This is a genomic window from Halomonas profundus (genome assembly GCF_020865425.1).
Lineage (GTDB): Bacteria > Pseudomonadota > Gammaproteobacteria > Pseudomonadales > Halomonadaceae > Vreelandella > Vreelandella titanicae.
The window spans coordinates 3,021,315-3,042,527 of the sequence record NZ_CP086344.1; the positions used below are offsets into that span (position 1 = coordinate 3,021,315).

Annotated in this window: 16 protein-coding genes; 8 read left to right on the forward strand and 8 right to left on the reverse strand. The window is 56.9% G+C overall.

Annotation, left to right across the window (positions count from 1 at the left end):
- Complete coding sequence (gap, locus tag LMS44_RS13775) at positions 1-1,005, reverse strand: type I glyceraldehyde-3-phosphate dehydrogenase (protein WP_009287089.1); 1,005 nt, start codon at positions 1,003-1,005, stop codon at positions 1-3.
- Positions 1,006-1,216: 211 nt separating this feature from the next.
- Between gap and pyk the strand changes: the two genes are divergently transcribed.
- Both pyk and LMS44_RS13785 read left to right on the forward strand, forming a co-directional pair.
- Positions 1,217-2,719 carry a pyruvate kinase gene (gene pyk, locus LMS44_RS13780; RefSeq protein WP_041158632.1) on the forward strand — a complete coding sequence of 501 codons (1,503 nt, stop codon included), beginning with the start codon at positions 1,217-1,219 and terminating at the stop codon, positions 2,717-2,719.
- Between the two features lie 104 nt (positions 2,720-2,823).
- Positions 2,824-3,300 carry a methylglyoxal synthase gene (locus LMS44_RS13785; RefSeq protein ID WP_022523012.1) on the forward strand — a complete coding sequence of 159 codons (477 nt, stop codon included), beginning with the start codon at positions 2,824-2,826 and terminating at the stop codon, positions 3,298-3,300.
- On the opposite strand, the gene cra is transcribed toward LMS44_RS13785, so the two are convergent.
- Entirely contained in the window at positions 3,297-4,274 is a 978-nt protein-coding gene (gene cra / locus LMS44_RS13790) for a catabolite repressor/activator (RefSeq protein ID WP_476488289.1), read from the reverse strand. The genes LMS44_RS13785 and cra overlap by 4 nt on opposite strands.
- A gap of 300 nt (positions 4,275-4,574) precedes the next feature.
- On the opposite strand from cra, the gene ptsP reads away from it, so the two are divergent.
- The 4 genes from ptsP (at position 4,575) to pgi (ending at position 12,020) form a co-directional block, all read left to right on the forward strand.
- Complete coding sequence (ptsP, locus tag LMS44_RS13795) at positions 4,575-7,445, forward strand: phosphoenolpyruvate--protein phosphotransferase (RefSeq protein WP_476488290.1); 2,871 nt, start codon at positions 4,575-4,577, stop codon at positions 7,443-7,445.
- Positions 7,445-8,428 carry a 1-phosphofructokinase gene (pfkB, locus tag LMS44_RS13800; protein ID WP_041158635.1) on the forward strand — a complete coding sequence of 328 codons (984 nt, stop codon included), beginning with the start codon at positions 7,445-7,447 and terminating at the stop codon, positions 8,426-8,428. The genes ptsP and pfkB overlap by 1 nt, the downstream gene beginning before the upstream one ends.
- Positions 8,425-10,164, forward strand: a complete 1,740-nt coding sequence (locus LMS44_RS13805) for a PTS fructose-like transporter subunit IIB (protein ID WP_041158636.1) — start codon at positions 8,425-8,427, stop codon at positions 10,162-10,164. Before pfkB ends, LMS44_RS13805 begins: the two co-directional genes overlap by 4 nt.
- 188 nt (positions 10,165-10,352) lie before the next feature.
- Entirely contained in the window at positions 10,353-12,020 is a 1,668-nt protein-coding gene (pgi, locus tag LMS44_RS13810) for a glucose-6-phosphate isomerase (protein ID WP_498945418.1), read from the forward strand.
- Positions 12,021-12,152: 132 nt separating this feature from the next.
- Here pgi and LMS44_RS13815 read toward each other — a convergent pair whose 3' ends face one another.
- Positions 12,153-12,692: a DinB family protein gene (locus tag LMS44_RS13815; protein ID WP_476488292.1), complete on the reverse strand. Its 540-nt coding sequence runs from the start codon at positions 12,690-12,692 to the stop codon at positions 12,153-12,155.
- A 60-nt stretch (positions 12,693-12,752) separates the two neighbouring features.
- Positions 12,753-13,484 carry an SDR family oxidoreductase gene (locus tag LMS44_RS13820; protein WP_022523005.1) on the reverse strand — a complete coding sequence of 244 codons (732 nt, stop codon included), beginning with the start codon at positions 13,482-13,484 and terminating at the stop codon, positions 12,753-12,755.
- 169 nt (positions 13,485-13,653) lie between these two features.
- On the opposite strand from LMS44_RS13820, the gene LMS44_RS13825 reads away from it, so the two are divergent.
- Positions 13,654-14,727, forward strand: a complete 1,074-nt coding sequence (locus tag LMS44_RS13825) for a PA0069 family radical SAM protein (protein WP_476488294.1) — start codon at positions 13,654-13,656, stop codon at positions 14,725-14,727.
- A gap of 41 nt (positions 14,728-14,768) precedes the next feature.
- The gene (locus LMS44_RS13830; RefSeq protein ID WP_159176967.1) at positions 14,769-15,068 is read left to right on the forward strand and encodes a winged helix-turn-helix domain-containing protein; all 300 of its coding nucleotides are present in this window, start codon (positions 14,769-14,771) and stop codon (positions 15,066-15,068) included.
- On the opposite strand, the gene LMS44_RS13835 is transcribed toward LMS44_RS13830, so the two are convergent.
- From LMS44_RS13835 to coxB, 4 genes are read right to left on the reverse strand one after another with little or no spacing between them, the layout of a single operon-like run.
- Positions 15,061-17,211 (reverse strand): heavy metal translocating P-type ATPase, encoded by a 2,151-nt coding sequence (locus LMS44_RS13835; RefSeq protein ID WP_476489431.1) that lies wholly within the window; start codon positions 17,209-17,211, stop codon positions 15,061-15,063. The two genes, LMS44_RS13830 and LMS44_RS13835, sit on opposite strands and share 8 nt — an antisense overlap.
- Before the next feature lie 47 nt (positions 17,212-17,258).
- Positions 17,259-17,615: a hypothetical protein gene (locus tag LMS44_RS13840; RefSeq protein WP_051051983.1), complete on the reverse strand. Its 357-nt coding sequence runs from the start codon at positions 17,613-17,615 to the stop codon at positions 17,259-17,261.
- A gap of 4 nt (positions 17,616-17,619) precedes the next feature.
- Positions 17,620-20,160 carry a cytochrome c oxidase subunit I gene (gene ctaD / locus LMS44_RS13845; protein WP_039859206.1) on the reverse strand — a complete coding sequence of 847 codons (2,541 nt, stop codon included), beginning with the start codon at positions 20,158-20,160 and terminating at the stop codon, positions 17,620-17,622.
- Entirely contained in the window at positions 20,157-21,200 is a 1,044-nt protein-coding gene (coxB, locus tag LMS44_RS13850; RefSeq protein ID WP_476488295.1) for a cytochrome c oxidase subunit II, read from the reverse strand. Before coxB ends, ctaD begins: the two co-directional genes overlap by 4 nt.
- Between the last annotated feature and the right edge of the window lie 13 nt (positions 21,201-21,213).

The window sequence follows — 21,213 nt, forward strand, 5'->3', positions numbered from 1 at the left end:
TTACTTAGCAGTCGCCTGCATGGCAAGCGCAGTATCCAGCATACGGTTGGAGAAGCCCCACTCGTTGTCGTACCACGCCATGATTTTAACCAGACGGCCATTCACGCGGGTGTGATTAGCATCGAAGGTCGATGAGTTGGCATCATGATTGAAATCAATAGAGACCAGCGGTTCAGCGTTAACAGCCAATACCGGAGAGTTAGCCGCGGCCTTCTCAACGATGGCATTAATCTCTTCTTTAGTGGTATCGCGACTGGCAGTAAAGGTCAGATCCACCAGCGAGACGTTGATCACCGGTACGCGAACGGCTAGGCCATCAAATTTACCCGCCAGCTCTGGTAGCACCAAGCCCACCGCTGCGGCAGCACCGGTTTTGGTCGGGATCATGGAGTGCGTTGCACTGCGCGCCCGGTAGGGGTCAGAGTGGTAAACATCCGAGAGGTTCTGATCATTGGTGTAAGCGTGCACCGTGGTCATCAAACCGTTTTCGATACCGACTGCGTCGTTCAACGCTTTCGCGACCGGCGCTAGGCAGTTGGTGGTGCAGGAAGCATTAGAGACAACCGTGTGCTCAGCGGTCAACACTTGGTCATTAACGCCATACACAATCGTCGCATCAGCGTCGGGGCTGGGTGCGGAAATCAGCACGCGCTTGGCACCCGCTTCGATATGCTTGGCCGCCGCCTCGCGCTTGGTAAACAACCCGGTGCACTCCATCACCAGATCGATATTCATCGATGCCCACGGCAACTCCGCTGGATCGCGCTCTGAGGAGATGGCGATACGATCGCCATCCACCGTGATGCTCTCGGCGTCGTGTTCTACCTTAAAGGGGAAGTGGCCATGCACGGTATCGTGACGCAGCAGGTGGGAATTTAGCGAGGGGTCGCCGAGATCGTTAATGGCGACGACCTGTACGCGGTCACGGTAGCTGTTTTCGTAAAGGGCACGCAGTACATTGCGGCCAATACGGCCAAATCCGTTAATCGCAACTCTTATTGTCATGATAGCTCCTCAATTGACCAATAGTAACAATCTGCACCTTTAGTAAAAAAATTACTAAAAATACGTATTTAAGCGTCATGAGGCCGATAAACAGCGTTTCAACCGCCCCAAAAGGCTAGTAAATATCCAATATGTAGTAAAATTACTATATAAACGCTATCGTAGTCCAATACTAAATTGCCCACAATCCCTTTACTCAAGGAGAGCGCCCATGACGAATGCGACCTCGAATACAGCAACACCGGCGTCTACCAACCCTCATTCCCATACGCCTTTAAGGCGCACCAAAATTGTTGCCACACTCGGCCCCGCCAGTGATCGCCCCGGCGTGCTGGAAGCGATGCTAAAAGCCGGTGTGGATGTGGTGCGGCTTAACTTCTCCCACGGCTCGGCAGACGACCACCGCCGTCGCTTAAGCGAAGTCCGCGAGATCGCCGAACGCCTTGGCCGCAGCGTTGCTGCGCTGGGTGACCTGCAAGGGCCGAAAATTCGTATTGCGCGTTTTGTCGAAGGCGCCGTCAACCTCGATGTCGGCCAGGCATTTGTCTTGGACATGGCGCTGGACGCCAATAGCGGCACTGCAGAACGCGTCGGCTGCGACTATCAAACACTGGCCGATGATGTCATTGAGGGCGACCGCCTACTGCTCGACGATGGCCGTTTGGTACTCGATGTCACCCGTGTAATTGGACAAGAAGTGCATACCCGCGTTCACGTAGGTGGCAAGCTCTCCAACAATAAGGGCATTAACAAGCAGGGAGGAGGACTCTCAGCGCCCGCCCTTACTGAGAAAGATAAGGCCGATCTAAAAACCGCTATTGAGATTGGCGTTGACTACTTAGCCGTCTCCTTCCCGCGCAGCGCCGCAGATATGCAAGAAGCCCGCGAGCTGCTTGGCGAAGCCGGGAAAGAGATCGGCCTGGTGGCTAAGCTTGAACGCGCCGAAGCGGTTGCCGACGATGCTACGCTGGATGGCATCATTGAAGCCTCTGAGGCGGTCATGGTGGCCAGGGGCGACCTGGGCGTTGAGATTGGCGACGCCGCGCTGATTGGTACTCAGAAGCGCATTATCAAGCACGCACGCACACTCAACCGCGCCGTCATTACCGCCACCCAAATGATGGAATCGATGATCGAGTCGCCGCTGCCCACCCGCGCCGAGGTCTTCGACGTGGCTAATGCGGTGCTCGACGCCACCGATGCAGTGATGCTCTCTGCGGAAACCGCCGCAGGTGATTACCCGGTGGAAACCATCGAAGCGATGAACCGTGTGTGTCTGGGTGCCGAGCGTGAGCGTCTCGCTCAGGAGTCAGGCCACCGTATTCATGAGGGCTTTGAGCGCATCGATGAAACCATCGCGCTATCGGCGATGTATGCTGCGAATCACTTATCCGGCGTCAGCGCCATCGCTTGCATGACCTCCACAGGCTATACACCGCTGATTGCATCGCGCATTCGTTCCGGCCTGCCTATCGTAGGGTTGGCTCACAGCCCTATCGCCCAGCGGCGTATGGCGCTCTATCGTGGCGTGGTTTCAATTCCTTTCGACACCACCGAGATGGATCCGGCCAACCTTAACCAAGAAGCATTGAAATGCTTGCAGGCACAGGGATTTATCCACCCTGGCGAGCATGTCATTCTCACTCGCGGCGACCATATGAATGCCCATGGGGGCACTAATACGATGAAAATCCTTGCCTTTGATAGTGAGTAACGGTCTAACCTCTGTAGCGAGCTTTTAGCTTTTGCGACCTTTAAAAAGAAAAGCCACTCGGCCATAAGACCGAAAGGCAATAGAACCATGAGGGAAGTGACGAAATGAGTGACGCGCAACCGCCCCGCCAAGCCATCCGTACGCTGCAAGCGCGCAAGCGTATTGCGCTAATTGCCCACGATGGCAAGAAGAGCGAAATGCTTGAGTGGGCAACTCGCTGGAAGGATACGCTGAGCCAGCACGAATTGATTGGCACGGGAACAACGTCTAAGCGGCTTAAAACCGCGTTAGGGTTAGAAGTCGAGGGTCTAATGAGCGGCCCTCTGGGCGGTGACCAGCAGATTGGCGCACGGATTGCGGAGCAGCGGCTGGATGTACTGATCTTCTTTTGGGATCCCTTCTCACCCCAGCCCCACGACCCGGATGTCAAAGCGTTGCTGCGTTTAGCGGCGCTGTGGAATGTCCCCGTTGCCTGCAATGCGGCGAGCGCCGACTTCGTGCTCTCCTCGCCCTACTTGAGCGAGAGTTACGATATGTCGATACCAGATGCAGCAGCTTGGGCCCAGGCGCGCACGGTTTAACGCCGGTGCAGATGACGCGCCACCACCTGCAGCCCGCTCTCATAGTGGCCGTTCATAGCAGCTAGGGCACAGCGCAATGTTAACTCGGCAATACGGTCATAATCCTGTAGCGCCGAGTTCACTGGCTGAGGAAGGAAATCCAGCAGCCGGTGATCACCAAAGGTGGCCAGGCGAATATTCTCCGGCAGACCGCCGCGCTCCAAGAACACATCAAACACCCCTTCCATCAGTGTATAGGACGCCGTCACCAGTGCGTCGGCACCGCCCTGTTCATCCAGCAGTTGAATCGCTAAACGCACCCCTTCGCTACGCTCATAGTGCGATCCGGTAAGATAAAGCGGTTCAATCATGCTGCCTTCAAGGGCCGCCTGAAAACCCACCCGCCGCTCACAGCTAACCGACAGCTCCGGCATCGCTTCCAACCAAGCAATACGCTTGGTCGCCGCGCCGATCACCGAACGGGTCAACGTCTTAGCCGCCTCCTGATCGTTACTCACGACACTGGCAAAGCGCGTCGGGTTGAGGCCACGGTCCATCCCCACCACGCACCATCCCTCGTCTACCAGGTCGGCATAAAAAGTATCGTCGCTAGGCAAGCAACTGGCGGTTATCAACACCTCACAGCGTTGCGCACGCAGCGCCAACGCGAGTGTCCGTTCACTCTCTGCACAGTCATCTGAGCTTACGATCAACAGCTGATAACCCTGCTCCCGTGCACCCCGCTCCAGGCGTTTGGCTAGGCGAGCATAACTAATGTTCTCCAAATCCGGCACGATAAGCCCCAGCAAGCGGCTTGCGCCCCGGCGCAGCGCAGCCGCCTGAGGGTCAATGTGATAGCGGTGTTGCCGCACCACCGCCATCACTTTTTCAATTGTCGCTGAGCTAATGCGGCGCTGCTCGGCCTGACCATTAATGACGTAGCTAGCAGTTGTGCGCGAGACGCCGGCTAGCCGGGCAATATCGGCAAGTGTCATGCGGTTTCCCCCTGGTGTGACCGGGCAGTTTATCAGCAAGTTAGCGCCTACCAGACCAAAGTCTAAAAGCTCAAACCTTGTGTCATTCAGTGAATCGATTCAGCATAGCACTATGTGCAGATTTAATAGCACCATACCCAGATTTAATGGCAAGGATAAACCGACTGAAACGGCACGGTTCATCTCATTGGCATCAACGCCATTACCATGATCATTTAACGACGATCACTTTATGTACACGACGCTGCGTCGACGCTGCCCCATTAAAATGCCGACAGTGCGCGTTTACAGGAGAATACTATGTTGACACTCGGCCCCGATGACATCTTGCTAGGCCGCCACGCCGACAGCTGGCAAACCGCGCTGGACAGTGCCGCTGAGGCGCTGGTTGAGGCCGGATTGGTTGAGGCCGAGTACCGCGACGGCCTACACGCCCGCGAGGCACAATCATCAACGTTTCTAGGAAACGCCATCGCAATACCCCACGGTACACCGGAAAGCCGTCAGTATGTGAAGCAGACAGGCGTGCGCGTGTTGCAGTTTCCACAAGGGATCGAGTGGCACGACGGCCAGCAGGTGCACGTACTGGTAACGATTGCCGCCCAGAATGATGAGCACCTGGATATTCTGCGCCAGCTCACCCATGTGCTGGATCGCGAAGGCGTTTCCGAGCAACTGGCAAACGCCACCTCCGCGGCAGATGTAGCGCGGCTGCTTTCGAAACCAGCATTAGAACCGCGCCTGGATGCCGACACCCTATGCGTCAACTTTCCGGCACGCGACCCACAAGAACTCGCTCTGGCTGCAGCCGCCCGCTTACGCCAAAGCGGCTGTGTCGATAACAGCTTTATTTCCGCCGTCGCCGCGGCACAGCCGACCTGGTTAGGTAAAGGACTGTGGCTGGCTAGCAGCGCCCAGGGCGTTAATCAGCCCGCGCTTGGGGTGGCCACACCTGCTGAACAAAGCCTGGAAAACACTGGTCATCCGGTGCATGCGTTGTTCTGCCTGGCCGCCCATGGCGATGCCCACCGCCCCCTGCTAGAGCAACTGATGGCGGTGTTGGAAAACAGCGAAAGCCAAAGCCTGGTGGGCAAAACCAGCGATCAGCTGTTAGCCACCCTGGCGGGCGAAACCGCAAATACCCAAACCCGTCGGGTACGGGTGCTCAACCCCCATGGGTTGCACGCTCGCCCCGCCAAACAGTTGGTACAGATAGCGCGCGCCCAGGCCATGCCGATTCAGGCACGTTTGGAAGAAGGCAGCGCCACCCCGGTTTCCGCCGCCAGTCTAACCAAAGTGATTGGCCTGGGCGCACGCCGCGGCCAGTGGCTGGTGCTGTCAGCCGAGGGTGAGCAGGCAAGCGCGGCGCTAGAGGCCGTCGCCGAGGCTGTTGAATCGGGCCTGGGAGAAAAAGTAACGCCCTTTGACGGCGGCTTTGATAGCACGCAGGAAACGAGCACCGCTACACCGGCCGTTGAGCCCCTCGCTGCCGATACGCCCCACACCGGCGTGGCCGCCTCGCCGGGCTTGGCCATTGCACCAGTATTTGTCATTCGCCCGATGCAGTTCGAGTACGCCGAGCACGCAAGCGACGCTGAACACGAAATCAGCCGTTTAAATAGCGCGCTGAAAGAGGGCGCCGCCCAGCTGCAGACATTGGTGCATAACGCCCCCGGTGGCGAAGTCGCCGATATTCTTTCAATGCACGAAGAGATGCTCGATGACCCGGAGCTCCATCACGCGGCGACGGATGCCATTCGTGAAGGGCGCTCGGCGGAAGCGGGCTGGTGGGAAGCGATTGAAACCGCGGCCCACGCCCAGGAGATGCTCGCTGACCGCCTGCTGGCCGAACGCGCTGCCGACCTGCGCGACGTAGGTCGCCGGGTGTTGGGCGTACTCTGCGATGTGACGCTCCCCGAACCGCCGGATCACCCTTATATTCTGGTGATGGACGATATCGGCCCTTCCGATGTGGCCCGGCTGGATACTTCCCGTGTGCGCGGCCTGCTTACCGTTCGCGGTGGCGCCACGGCGCACAGCGCTATTCTGGCCCGTGCACTGGGCATTCCCGCCGTGGTGGGCGCGGGTCAAGCGGTGATGGCGCTTAACAACGCCAGTATGATGATTCTGGATGGCGAGCGTGGCCGAGTGACGTCGCAACCTTCCGAAGAGCGCCTACAGCGTGCCGAGCAGCAGTTACTAGACCTCCAGCAGCGCGAAGCCGATGCCTGGGAAAGCCGCTTCGAGGTCGCCCAAACTCGCGATGGGCACCGTGTCGAAGTCGCCGCCAACCTGGGCAACACTGCCCACGCCGCTGATGCAGTGGAGCGCGGTGCTGAGGCCGTTGGCCTGCTGCGTACTGAATTCCTGTTCATGGCCCACGCCAGCGCACCAGACTTAGCCACTCAGATTAGCGAGTACCGTCAGGCAATTGATGCCCTGGATGGCCGCCCGCTGGTAGCGCGCACATTAGATGTCGGCGGTGATAAGCCACTGCCCTACTGGCCGGTACCCCAAGAAGACAACCCCTTCCTGGGTCTGCGCGGTATTCGCTTAGCGCTGACACAGCCCGATGTGCTCGAGACCCAATTGCGTGCGTTATTGATGGCAGGCAAGGATAGTCCCCTGCGGATTATGCTGCCGATGGTCAAAGATATCGCTGAGTTCCGCGCTGTAAAAGCCATCTACGATCGCCTACTCAAAGAGATCCCTACTTCCCAGCGCGCCACCGATGTGCAGTTGGGGGTGATGATTGAAATACCCTCTAGCGCGCTGCTGGCACCCAGCCTCGCCGCCGAGGTGGATTTTTTCTCAGTAGGCACTAATGACTTAACCCAGTACACCCTGGCTATCGACCGCGGCCACCCGGAACTCTCTGCCCAAGCCGATGGTTTGCACCCTGCTGTGCTGCGTTTGATTCAAATGACCGTGGCGGCTGCCCATACCCAAGGCAAATGGGTCGGCGTGTGCGGCGAATTGGCCTCAGATGCCGTAGCCATTCCGGTGCTGGTAGGCCTGGGCGTGGACGAGCTTTCCGTCAGCGCGCGGCAGATCCCGCTGGTTAAAGCCCGCCTGCGCGAGTTTGACTTCGCTGATGCCCAAGCCAGCGCTCAGTTAGCGCTGAATCAGGCGACTAGCGATGAAGTGCGCGATGCACTGGAGGCGCGCTAATGGCCCGCGTGCTATGCATTACCCTGAACCCGGCACTGGATTTGGCGTTTACTCTTGACGCCTTGGTGCTAGGCAGCGTCAACCGTCCCACCAGCGCGCAGTTAGAAGCGGCAGGCAAAGGCGTTAACGTTGCCCGCGTATTGGCAGGCCTTGGCCACGACGTCACCGTCAGCGGCTTTTTAGGTGCCGATAACGACGCTCCCTTTCAATTGGCATTTACCCAGTACTCCCTGACCGACGCCTTTGTGCGCGTGCCGGGAGAAACCCGTATTAATGCCAAAATTGCGGAACAAAGCGGCCGCGTTACCGATATTAATGGCCCCGGCATGCCCATTGACGCCACGCATTTGCAGGCGCTGATCGACACGCTAAATACCGAGCTTTCCAGCGCGACGCCCCCCCAGGCGGTCGTTGTGGCGGGCAGCCTGCCCCCCGGGCTGTCACTGGTCGATTTCAGCGCGCTGTTAAACCACTTAAACGCCAGCGGCGTACCGCTCTGGGTAGATACCAGTGGCCCGGCACTCAATGCGGCCATAGCGACTCACCCCGCCGGTGTTAAGCCTAATGAAAACGAACTGGCAGAGTGGGCGAGCGAAGATATGACCTCTTCTGATGCTCGCTTGAATGCGGCTAAACGGCTGCATAAAAGCGGCATCGCTCATGCACTGATTTCAGCGGGTGCCGAAGGGGTGCTGTGGGTTAACGCTCAAGGTGCCTGGCACGCTACACCCCCTAAGGTCACCGCGACGAATACCGTTTGCGCCGGCGATACCTTCGTCGCGGGCATGCTCCACGGCCTGCTGACTCATCAGAACGGCCAGCAAGACGCTGAACAGACGCTGCGCTTTGCCACCGCGCTCTCGGCCGAGGCCGTGCGCCACGTTGGCGTGGGCAACCCCCACGCTGCCGATTTCGATTCACTCCAACAACACACCCGGATACGGCGTCTTGACGACACCATCACCGAGGGAGCCACGCTATGAATATTATTCTGATTACCGCCTGCCCCAGCGGCATGGCGACCACCTTCCTCGCGGCTAAGCGCCTGGAACAAGCCGCCCAGCGCCAAGGCTGGTCGGCGCATGTGGAAATGCACGGCGAAGTCGCGCCGCTCCAGGCCGCTACTGCCGAGCAGATCGCCAATGCCGATTTGATCGTGGTCGCCGCCGATCACGTGCCTGCCCCAGAGCGCTTTGAAGGCAAGCGGCTATTCCAAGCACCGATTGCCAGCGCACTCCCCGATCCCAGCGCTTTTCTAGCCCAGGCTAAGCGTGAAGCGCCGATTTATAGCGCACCTGCCGCCTCTACTACTAGCGCATCTACCGCTGCAAACAGCGCGGGTGGCAAGAAAATCGTTGCTGTCACTGCCTGCCCCACCGGCGTGGCGCATACCTTTATGGCCGCCGAAGCACTCGCAGAGGCGGGCAAAGCCATGGGCCACGCCATTCGCGTGGAAACCCAAGGCTCGGTGGGCGCACAAGATAAATTGACCGAAGAAGAGATCGCCGACGCCGACATAGTCGTATTGGCCTGCGATATCGACGTTGATCCGTCGCGGTTCGCTGGTAAGCGCATCTACCGCACTTCTACTGGCAACGCGCTAAAAAAACCGCGCCCCACGCTTGAAGCTGCGCTCAGCGAGGCCGCCATAGAGAACGGCAGCAGCAATGCGGGCACAGCAAATAAGAGCGTCAAAGAGAAAGGCGTTTATAAGCACCTGCTCACCGGCGTTTCCTTTATGCTGCCAATGGTGGTGGCGGGCGGCCTACTGATTGCACTCTCCTTTGTGTTCGGTATTGAGGCCTTTGAGCAGGAAGGCACTCTGGCCGCCGCGCTGATGCAGATCGGCGGTGGCACCGCCTTTGCACTGATGATTCCAGTGCTGGCAGGTTATATTGCCTACTCCATCGCCGACCGCCCCGGCATCGCACCGGGTATGATTGGTGGCATGCTGGCGGCCAATATCGGCTCCGGCTTTATCGGCGGTATTTTGGCGGGTTTCCTGGCGGGCTACGTGGCGCTGGCGGTTACTCGCTACGTCAAACTGCCCTCTAGCGTTGAATCCCTGAAGCCAATTCTGATCATTCCGCTAGTCGCCAGTTTGGTCACCGGCCTGACCATGATTTACGTAATTGGCGAACCGGTCGCGGCACTGCTTAATGCACTGACCAGTTTCCTGGAATCCATGGGCTCCACTAATGCGGTGCTGCTGGGTATTCTGCTCGGCGCGATGATGTGTTTCGATCTGGGTGGCCCGGTCAACAAAGCGGCTTACACCTTTGGCGTAGGCCTGCTAGCCTCTGAAACTTACGGCCCCATGGCGGCGATTATGGCGGCTGGGATGGTACCTGCCATTGGTATGGGGATTGCCAGCTTTGTAGCGCGCAACAAGTTCTCGGCACCGGAGCGGGAAGCGGGCAAAGCCTCTTTTGTACTGGGTCTCTGTTTTATCAGCGAAGGCGCGATTCCCTTTGCGGCGAAAGATCCCCTACGCGTTATCCCCGCTTGCATGGTGGGCGGCGCACTCACAGGCGCACTCTCGATGCTGGTAGGCGCGCAACTCATGGCTCCTCACGGTGGTATCTTCGTACTGCTGATTCCCAACGCCATTACCCCGGTACTGCTCTACCTTGGCGCTATTGTGGCTGGCTCGTTGGTGACGGGTTTAAGCTATGCGTTTATCAAACGTGATGCGGCCCAGGTAGCACTCGCCACCTAACCGCTGTTACCAAAAAATGAGGGCAGGCGAACATGCCTGCCCTTTTAAATACGTCTAAATACGTCGCTTTACGCATTTAATACCTCTTCACGCCACTTATACCCTCTACTCTTTGTCATTTTTTATGTAGTATTTTTACATAACCTACTTTTTGATCACCAATTCACCTATAACAAACGGATCATCCTATGTTTCAGCTCACTCGCAGTGTTACCTGGCAGGCACTTGAACGCTTGCGCGACAAAACCGCAAACGACCGCATTCGTGACTACTTCACCAATGACCCGCAGCGCTTTGAGAAAATGAGTTTACGGGTGGGCGGTCTGTTTCTCGACTACTCCAAGCACCATGTCTCCGATGAAGTGTTTACCAAGCTGATTGAGCTAGCCGACCACTCCGCACTGGTACAGCGCCGGGCACAGATGTTCTCCGGGGATATTATCAACGTTACGGAAAACCGCCCGGTACTGCATACGGCTCTGCGTCACTTAGGCGATGAGCCGGTATATGTGGACAGCGAAGACGTTATGCCGGAGATAACCCGCACCCGCGAGCAGATCAAGCTGTTCTCGGAAGCGGTGCGCAGCGGTGAATGGAAAGGCTACAACGGCAAACGCATTAAAGACGTGGTCAATATCGGCATTGGTGGCTCGGATCTTGGGCCCAATATGGCGGTTCGCGCGCTGCTCAAATACCGCCACCCGGAGCTGCACTTCCACTTCGTTTCCAATGTGGACGGCACCCATATTCAGAAGGTACTTTCGCGCCTCGACCCCGCCACCACGCTGTTTATCGTCTCCACCAAGACCTTCTCTACCCAGGAGACCCTGCTTAACGCCAAAACCGCGCGGCGCTGGTTCCTGGAGAACGCTGGCGAAGACGCCGACGTAGGCGCGCACTTTATTGCCGCCTCCACCAACCGCAAAGCGGCCATGGAGTTCGGCATTCGCGAAGAGAACGTGTTCGAATTCTGGGCTTGGGTGGGCGGCCGTTACTCCATGTGGTCGTCCATCGGGCTGCCGATTGCGCTGTCGATCGGTTTCGAAGGCTTTATCGAACTGCTGGAAGGCGCTCATGAGATGGATAACCATTTCATCAACGCGCCCTTCTCGCAAAACATGCCCGTGCTAATGGCGCTGATTGGTATTTGGTACATCAACTTTATTGGCGCCGAAACTCAAGCCATAGTGCCCTACGACCAGGCGCTGAACCAACTACCCTCTTTCCTGCAGCAGCTGGATATGGAGTCTAACGGTAAATCGGTGGATATTTTCGGTCACCCGGTGAATTACAAAACCGGCCCGATTGTCTGGGGCCAGACCGGCTCCAACGGCCAGCACGCTTTCTTCCAGTTGCTGCACCAGGGCACGCGCTACGTACCTATCGACTTTATTGCCTCACTCAAGCCCGAGCCCGGCGTTGAAGACCACCACTTCGCACTGCTGACTAATATGCTCGCCCAGGCCAACGCCTTTATGGAAGGCAGCCAAGGGGACAGCAAAGAGCTCAGTCAACACGACCCCTACAGCTGCCCCGGCAACCGTCCTTCCAGCACCCTACTGCTGGATGAGCTAACGCCAAAAAACCTGGGGGCACTGATCGCGCTCTACGAGCACAAGGTGTTCGTGCAAGGGGTCATCTGGAACATCAACTCCTTTGACCAGTGGGGCGTGCAGCTTGGCAAGCGCATCGCCGGTGAAATCAGCGAACGCATCGACACCAACGCTGCTGACTTCGACACCTCAACTCAAGGTCTGCTGGAACTGGTTCGCGCTCACTTCCCCAATGGTGGTAGCGGCGAAAAGGAAAGCGCACCGGCCAGTGCCGATAAGAAGCCATCACGGAAGAAGCGTTGAATGGATAGGGTAAATCGATAGAAAACAACGCCGTGGCTTTCACAAGCCACGGCGCTTCGCAACCCTGGAACCTTCGGTTTGTAATAAATGACTAATTCCAGTAACTCGGTTCCCGTTGTCTAAGCTTTCCCCTTAAGACTCATCCGGAATTAGATTCAACAAATCGGTGACACCAATATCCACACCGGCTTGGGAGAACAAAGTAGATGCCTGCCCGCGGTGGTGGGTTTGGTGATTGAAGAAGTGAACGATCAGGCTTGAGTAGCGCCGTTTTGAGGCCACTCCTTTTATGTTGTGATAACTCAGCGTGGTACTCAAATCGTCGTCTGTCAGCGCCGATACCCAGTTAATAATCACGGTATCGAGCCATTGGCGATGCGCTTTCAATCCCTTCAAGTCATCAAAGAGAATCTGATCAAGACGCTCTGGCGTAGGTAGTGCCACCATTACTTCAAGCGTCCTTGCGGAAGAAGAGGCGTGTGTTGCAAACCGTTTGAGCCAAATCGTGTCGGCTACCGCGATGTGGTTCAGTGTGCCAAAAATCGAGCTGAAGAACGCGCCACGCTCTTCAGCTAGTTCAGAGGCGCTCAGCTTACCGGCGGCATCATAGAGGTTAGTGTTCATCCACTGGTTATAAGTGGCTAACTGTTCGAAGTGTTGTTGAAGTGTCATGAGTTAAGACCCAAAAGCAGCATCTATTTAGAACGTTTGAAATATGGGGGAAGAACAGCATCACCGCCCGCCTGCTACATCAATGAATGACCCCGTTACATAAGAGGCTTCGTCCGAGAGCAACCAAGCGATGGTATTAGCCACTTCTTCAGCGCTACCGCCACGCTGCATAGGAATCTGGGGAGCTAAACGATCAACCCGCCCTGGTTCTCCACCATCGGCATGCATATCAGTGTAGATAAAACCGGGGCGAACGGCGTTAACACGAATCCCCGAGCCAGCAACTTCGCGAGACAACCCCTTGGTTAGGGTATCCATGGCACCTTTCGATGCAGCGTAGTCAACATATTCAAAGGGCGAGCCTGTTTGCGAGGCAAGCGATGAGACATTGACGATTGCACTACCTGCTGGGAAGCGCCTGACGGCTTCTCTGGAGCACAGAAAACAGCTGACCACATTGCTATTAAGCACTTGGTTGAAGCGCTCAAGGTCGATATCGACCAGCTTGGATTGAGTAAACAGAATGCCTGCATTGTTAACCAAATGTGTCACCTTGCCAAAGCGCTCTTCTGCTGCATCAAACAGGCGGATAACGTCAGCTTCACTGCTAACATCCGCTTGACAGGCAAACGCTCGACCACCCGCTCGAATAATGCAATCAGCCACATCATCTGCCAGCTCCCTATTAGCAAGATAGTTCACGCACACTGCATAGCCTTTTGCGCCTAGCAATTTTGCGGTGGCCGCTCCGATACCTCGGCTTCCCCCTGTCACGATGACCACTTTCGACATAACGTTTCCTCGCTGGCTCTTTAGTCACAAACCCACCTTGCACATTAAACCCACGATAGTTCTTTGGGTAGCGCCCTTTTAGCTACTGCAAGTTAATTAATTGACTGGCTATTGATTTCTTGCCACCTCACAACTACTGTATATAAAACCATATCAAAAGAGGTGAACCATGACATCTCTTGGAACACCAAGCTCCTATAAGGGTCGCGGGGCAACGTACGATCCGCACAATCGTTTTGCGCCTACCCGCAGCGAGGAGGAAGATGACGGCTGGTGGCGGGAAGAGGCCTCTACGACTATCGCTACCGAAGTGCGTAAGGAGGTGAGCAAAAGTGCTTTGTCGTGGAATCGCTCACCAGATTTACCTTTTGATCGCTCGCTGAACCCATATCGCGGTTGTGAGCACGGCTGCGTTTACTGCTATGCCCGTCCTTCTCACGCCTACTGGGACTTATCCCCAGGGCTGGATTTTGAAACCAAGCTGATTGCCCGCAGCGGCTTGGTAGAGCGGTTATCCGAAGAGCTGTGCCACCCTAATTACGTGTGTCGCCCGATCAACCTTTCCGGCAACACCGACTGTTATCAACCGTTAGAAGCTACCTACAAAACCACTCGCCGCCTGCTGGAGCTGCTACTGGAGTGTCGCCATCCGGTAACGCTGGTGACTAAAAGCACCTTAGTGCTGCGCGATTTGGAACTCCTGGCGGAGATGGCCGAACACCGGCTGGTGCGCGTGTTTGTCAGTTTGACCAGCCTGGATGCCAACTTGAAACGCACATTAGAACCACGGGCGGCATCACCTCAGGCGCGCTTGCGGGCCATTCGTGAACTGAATACCGCAGGTGTTCCAGTTGGTGCGCTCATTTCGCCGGTTATTCCGGGGCTAACCGATCATGAAATCGAAAAGCTCTTGGAAGCCGCCAGCCGTGCAGGGGCGAGAACCGCCGCCTGGATGCTGCTACGTTTACCCTATGAAGTGGCACCGCTGTTTGAAGCGTGGTTAGAAGCGCACTACCCTGAGCGCGCCGCAAAAGTGATGAGCCTAATGCGTCAGTGCCGTGGCGGTAAAGCGTACGATGCCAAGTTTGGTAAGCGCTTTCGCGGTGAAGGGGTATTTGCCGATTTAATTGCACAACGCTTTGCCCGCGCCAGCCGTCAGTGGAACATGCAGGATCGCACCGAGCAGGGCTTGAACACCCGGGATTTTCGCCCACCACGAGCGCAGCAGGATTTATTCATTTAAGCTAAGCAGCACGCGCATAAATCAGCTGCAAAGGAAGCCGAATGCCTGCTCTAAGCAAAACCAAATCGAGTTTTTACCGCCGCTTATACGTCGCCCATTTGATCGAACAAGGTGTCGCCAGTGTGCCGACGTTGATCGAGGCCACCGGTATGCCCCGGCGCACCGCACAGGATACGATTGCATCTCTTGCCGAGCTGGATATCGAGTGCGTATTTACGAAAGATGAGGGCGAGCGTCACAACATCGGCCGCTACCAGATACGTGATTGGGGGGCGATAGATCCACGTTGGGTGGCCACACACGCTGAGCGGCTAAAACAGGCGCTTGGCTATGCTAGTTAGTGTCATTTTCATCCGGTTCTGCCCAGGCCAGTCGTGCAGCGTTGAGGGTAACCGTCAGCGAACTTGCCGCCATGGCGAGTACCGCTACTAGCGGGGGGATCGCCATCAGCACCACCAGCCAGAGTGCCAAGGTATTGTAGAGCGCTGAAAAGAACAGATTCTGAACCATGATGCGTCGCGTACGTTTAGCAATACTAAGCAGTTTGACTACCCCACCCATCCCCGGCGTCATTAGCTGTGCGGAAGCCCCTTCGCGGGCGGCTTCGCTGGCATTTAATGGAGCGATGCCAACATCTGCCGCGGCTAGGCTCAAGGTATCGTTTAAGCCATCACCCACGTAGAGCGTTGGCGATGGCAACCCCTGCAAAAGCCGCGCTTTGGCTTCAGGCGAGCGCTGGGCATAGCAAGCTTCTCTTCCAAGCCCCACCCGTTCACCTAACCAACTAACCGCCCCCTGCCGATCACCGCTGATCATTGCCACCACATACCCTGCATCTAGCAGGTGTTTCACGCTTTTTTCAGCATTTTCCACTGGCTGATCAGTAAGATAGAGCGTGACTAGCCAGCCTGCACCATCAGCTACCATCACTTGAGTAGCAAAGGCCAGCGCTGTGTCCTCCTCGTGGTCTGGCAGCGCTATCTGATGGCGAGAAAGCCAACCGGCGCTGCCTACCATCAGCCATTCACCGTTGCTCAAGCGCACATGGCGCCCTTCCCCAGGCGCTTCGTTTACGTCCACGCATTGCTCGTGATGTTGATCATGTTGGCTGCCCGACCAGCACGCTAACGCTTGTGCCAAGGGGTGTTCGCTGCCAGCAACAGCGGCTCTGAGCTTGCGCTGCAAAGTGTGCTTATCAATGCCCTCCCGGGCCTGCCAGTGCAGCACCGAGTGGCTGCCAGTGGTTAAGGTGCCGGTTTTATCCAGCGCTACCGAGCGAATGTGAGCCAAGGTTTCGAGCGCTGCCGGGTCGCGTAGCGCAACACCCTGCTGCATGGCCTGGCCACTACCGGCAAGACTTGCCAGCGGCACTGCAAGCCCCACGGCACAGGGGCAAGCAACCACTAACACCGACAGTGCGCGCACAAAGGCATCCTCCCAGCCCAACCCAAGTAGCAGCGCAGTGGGCAGCGTTAGCATCGCTAGCACTAGCGCTAGTGGGCTTAGCCATGCGGCAAAACGGTCAGCGAGTTTCTGCAATTCGCCTTTTTTGGCCTGATAGCGGCGCATTTCGTCACACAGCCGATCCAGTCGCCGCTTGCCTACCCCAGCACTCACCTGCATTACCAGCGGCGTTGTCCCCAGGTAGCGGCAGCCCGCGTAGACCTTCTGTCCTGCATTAAAGTAGCGAGGCAGGCTTTCGCCAGTAAGCGAGGCAGTATCGATCCAACCTGGGGCTTCCAGGATCCCATCAAGGGCTATCAACTCACCGGGCGCTAGCTCGACACGCGTTCCCTTTGTCACTTCATCTACAGGAACCGACCCCCAGCGCTCGTTCTGCCAAACCGTTATGTCATCATTAGGAAGCGCCAGGGCATCGAGCGCTTTTAGCCCACGGTGACGGCACAGCGTTTCCACCAGCCGACCAACCAGTAAAAGCACAATAAGCATCACCGCCGTGTCGAAATAGACCTCGTTAGAGCCGCGCCCTAGTAGCCAAACCGAGACCACCACCGCGCCGATAACACCCAGGCTAACTAAAACATCCATGCCGGGGCGCTTGGCGAGCAGCGTGCGCCACCCGGCCCGGTAAAACGGCACGCCTGCGAACAGCACGACAGGTAAGGAGAATGCCCCCGATACCCACGCCACCACCAGTTCAATCCGCTCCGAAGGCAATGCACCCGCATATATCAATAGTGAAGCGAGCATCGTCCACATGCCGAACAGCGAACCGACCATTAACCTCAGCGTCAGGTAGCGGCTCTCCTCTTCTAAACGTCCATGGGCATCTGCCACCGGCTCAAGTTCCGTAAGCCGATAGCCCAAACGTTTAACCTTTGGGGCGAGCGTTGGGAGCTGGACAGCGGCGGGTGTACCGCTGATGCAGAGGGCTGCACTTGGGTAGTGGACGCTAACCTCATGCACGCCTTCGAGCCTCTTAAGCGAGCCCTCCACGGCCAGGGCACAGCTGGTGCACCACATACCGTGGAGGGTATAGAGCTGCTCTTCCTCTTTGTTAAGCGCATCGCTTACAGGCAAGGCGGAATACCAATAATCGGCATTGCAGCAAACACAACGCTTAAGGTAGAGAAAAGATACAGCCCGGCGGAAACAGTGGCATTAAAGCGCAGCCGCCCTTCATGGCGCCTAGCCATGCGGCAACAACCCACTGTTAGCACCGCCAGTAACGCAATCGCCGCGATACTAACCACCAGCAGCATAGCGTTTACCAGGGTGAATACGCCCTGCTCGGGAGCAGGCGGCGCAACTGAGCAGGCTATTGCGTGCCCGCCGTAAACGGCTACGAACCAGATACACCATAGCGTTAAGCCAATGACGAAATGTAAGGGATGGGTAAGATGTAACCGCTGCATCGTGATGGACATTAACTTAGCTCCCTATCACACGCGGCAACACGGCAAGCGCGCCCACGAGTATCCAGAACGTCACCAGGTTATAGCGCCACCACTGGGCAACCACGGCAGGCTCGAAAGGCGCATGGGCACCCACATAGCCATAACCTACCCGCAGGCCCTGAAGCAGGGTCAGCACCGCGCCTAAACCGCCGTGTAGCAGCGCATAGGCCAGCCCGACCATAATGATCGCATCATGGGAGGTTTCGGTCACCGCCAAGTCTGCACTCAACAGCACCCAAAGCGTTATCGCAACCTGAACAAAGCCTAGGGCACTGATGCAATACATGCCCACAGCCAGCCCCGCATCCTTACCCTGGCGCAAACCGCGCACCAGTTTTTCGAGAATTCCCACGCCAGCAGTTAGCGCCACCCCGGCAAGGATCAGCCCCACCAAGGAGAGCGGTGAGGTCTCAGGCATCCGCCACTCAGGGGACACCGTCCATAGATAGAACCAGCCAAACAGGTAAGAGAGAAAGAACGAACCATTGGCCAGCAGCGTGATCGACATGGCCCATAAGCCTGGACCATCCATGGTGCGCGAGTGCAGCGGTGGATCACCGGGGGCTACCTCTGCATCTGGCGCCGCTTTTGGATGCGCACCATTCTCCCAAGACCAGCGCAGTAGAAATAGTCCGGCCACGACAACGGCTATACCCGCCAGCGGATATAGCCGCGTCAGCAGGCTTAAACACACCACGGCCAATGCCATTGCGGCGAACAGCGGCCACCAGGAGTTACCCGGCAGGTGAATGATTTCACGCACTTTGCCCGTTAATGGGTCGGTGCCCCACATCTCCCGCCGGCCATGGGTAGCCACCGCCAAGCTATGTTGCCCTTCTGCCATGGTGCGCGGTAGATCCGGGTCATCCCATAGTGGGTGGCGCGTATCGATCTTTGGCAGGCTGACAAAGTTATAGGCGCTGGGTGGCATACTGTTGGCCCACTCCAGGGTATCCGCGTTCCAGGGATTATGCTTAGCGGGTTTGCCAAAACGGAAGTGCAGCGCAAAATCCAGCAGCACCATGGCAATCCCCGCCGACATAATAAAGCTACTCATGGATGACAGCAGGTTGAAAATATCCCAGCCCATGCCCGTTTCATAAGAGTAGACCCGCCGCGGCATCCCCAAAAGGCCAGTCCAGTGCATGATCAAGAAAGTGCCATTAAAGCCCAAAAAGGTGAGCCAAAAGCCCCATTTGCCCAGGGTTTCAGAAGGCATTCGCCCTGAAAACAGCGGCAGCCAGTAGTAGAGTCCGGCAATCAGCGGAAAGAACATGCCCCCCACCAACACATAGTGCATATGCGCCACCACAAAGTGGGTATCGTGCACCTGCCAGTTAAAGGGCACCAGCGCCAGCATTACTCCAGTCAAACCTCCACACACGAAGATAATCAGGAAGCCCATGATCCATAGCATTGGAAGCTTCATTTTGGGCTTACCCAGCCATAGCGTAGCCAGCCAGACAAACACCTGAATCGCGGTAGGTACCGCCACCAGCATACTGGCCGCGGAGAAGAATGCTTGAGCCAGTTGCGGAATCCCCACGGTAAACATGTGGTGAACCCATAGTCCGAAACTGATAAAGCCTGTCACGGTAATGGCGAAGACCACCCAGCCGTAACCAACGATCGGACGGCCAGCAAACACTGGTATCAGCGTGGAGACAATGCCCGCCGCAGGCAGGAAAATGATGTAAACCTCGGGATGGCCGAACAGCCAAAATAGGTGCTGCCATAGAATCGGATCACCGCCACCGGTCACTTCAAAAAAGGGCATCCCCACTGCGCGCTCAAGCTCCAGTAGAATACTGCCCAGAATCAGCGGCGGGAAACCGACCACGATCATCAGCGCCATGGCAAGGATATACCAGGCAAACAGCGGCATTTTGTGCAGCGCCATGCCCTGAGTGCGTGTACGCAGTATCGAGACCACCAATTCGACCCCGGCAGAGAGCGCGGAGATCTCAACGAAGGTGATCCCTAACAGCCAGAAATCTGAGCCCAAACCCGGTGAATACTCGCTGCCACTAAGCGGGGTATACATAAACCAGCCGCTATTAGGCGCCATCTCCAGAATCAAACTAAACGATAGGATGATACCGCCAAACAGATAGCACCAGTAACCCAGGGATGTTAGCCGTGGGCAGACCAGATCTCGGGCGCCGATCATCTTGGGAATCATATAAATCGCCAACCCTTCCAGCATGGGGATGGCGAACAGAAACATCATCACCGTGCCATGCATGGTGGTGACTTGGCTATAGATATCCGGCGACATAAAGTCTTGATCAGGGAGCGCCAGCTGGGTTCGCACCAGCATGGCTAACAGCCCGCCGAGCAAGAAGAACGCCATCCCGGTCACCATAAAGCGCAGGCCGAGAGTGGTGTGATTCACAATGGTGAGGGCTTTTAAGCCACGCGGATTGCCCCAGATATCGTGCAAGTCACTGTGCAACTGGTTGGGGCCTGCGATGTTATCGCCTTCTGGGGTCGCTTCACGGTTAATGGTGGTCATGGGGTTAGCGTCTCCAGCCAAGCCCCCAGGGACGCCAAAGTGGCCGTCTCAATATCATTGTGGGGCGGCATTTTGTTGCCCGGTTTTAAGCGTTGGTGGTGCTTAAGCCAGTGGGTAACTGCGCCCTCCTTCATGGCTATTATCCCTGCCCCTAGGCTAGTCCGACTGCCAAGATCAGAAAGATCCGGCCCCTCCTCCCCAGAGGATAGTCCCGCTACCCGGTGGCAGCTCGCGCAATGGGTCATAAATGCCTCCCTGGCAGGCTCATGCTGCTGATCGTTTGCAGCTAGCGACGATAATGCTTCCGTTTGACGGGCGGCCAACCAAGCGTCGTACTCGTCACGCCCGACGGCTTCCACATAGAGTTGCATCTGGGCATGTTGGGCGCCGCAGAACTCTGCGCACTGAGCACCAAATACCGCCGGTTCGTCCGCTTCCAAGCGTATTTTGTTCACTCGCCCTGGGATCATATCGATCTTGCCGCCCAGGCGAGGCACCCAGAAAGCGTGAATAACGTCCGCACCAGTAACGTGAAAATCAACTGGCTCACCAGCGGGCATGATGAGCTGATTTGAAGTCACCACCTCTCCCCCTTCTGCGCCGGGGTAGCGCACTTCCCACCACCACTGGTGGCCAATCACTTCAATTACCTCCGGCGGTTCTGCCAGGGGCAACGGTAAAAGCCGCTGGCCGGTGGGCACACCAAAGGCCAGTAGTGCGGTAATGCTGGCCACCGGCAGCACAATGCCACCGCCAATAACCCAGCGACGCGCTATTTTTCGCTCCTCGGCAGGCGTACGTACAACCTCCTTGCGCTTGAAGGTATACAGCCAAAAAGCAGTCACCAGCACCAATACCACAGTGCCAAAACTCAGCATTACCCACCAAATCATCGCCACGTCTCGCGCGGCTTGGCCTGCCGGGTCTAGAATAGACTTATCCCCCGCGCAACCGGCTAATAGCAGGCCGACTAACAGCGCTAGCGGTGTGCCAAGTGAGTTGACCCGCTGCTTGGTTAAGCGTTGAATAATCAGCCTCATCCCTTGAATTCCT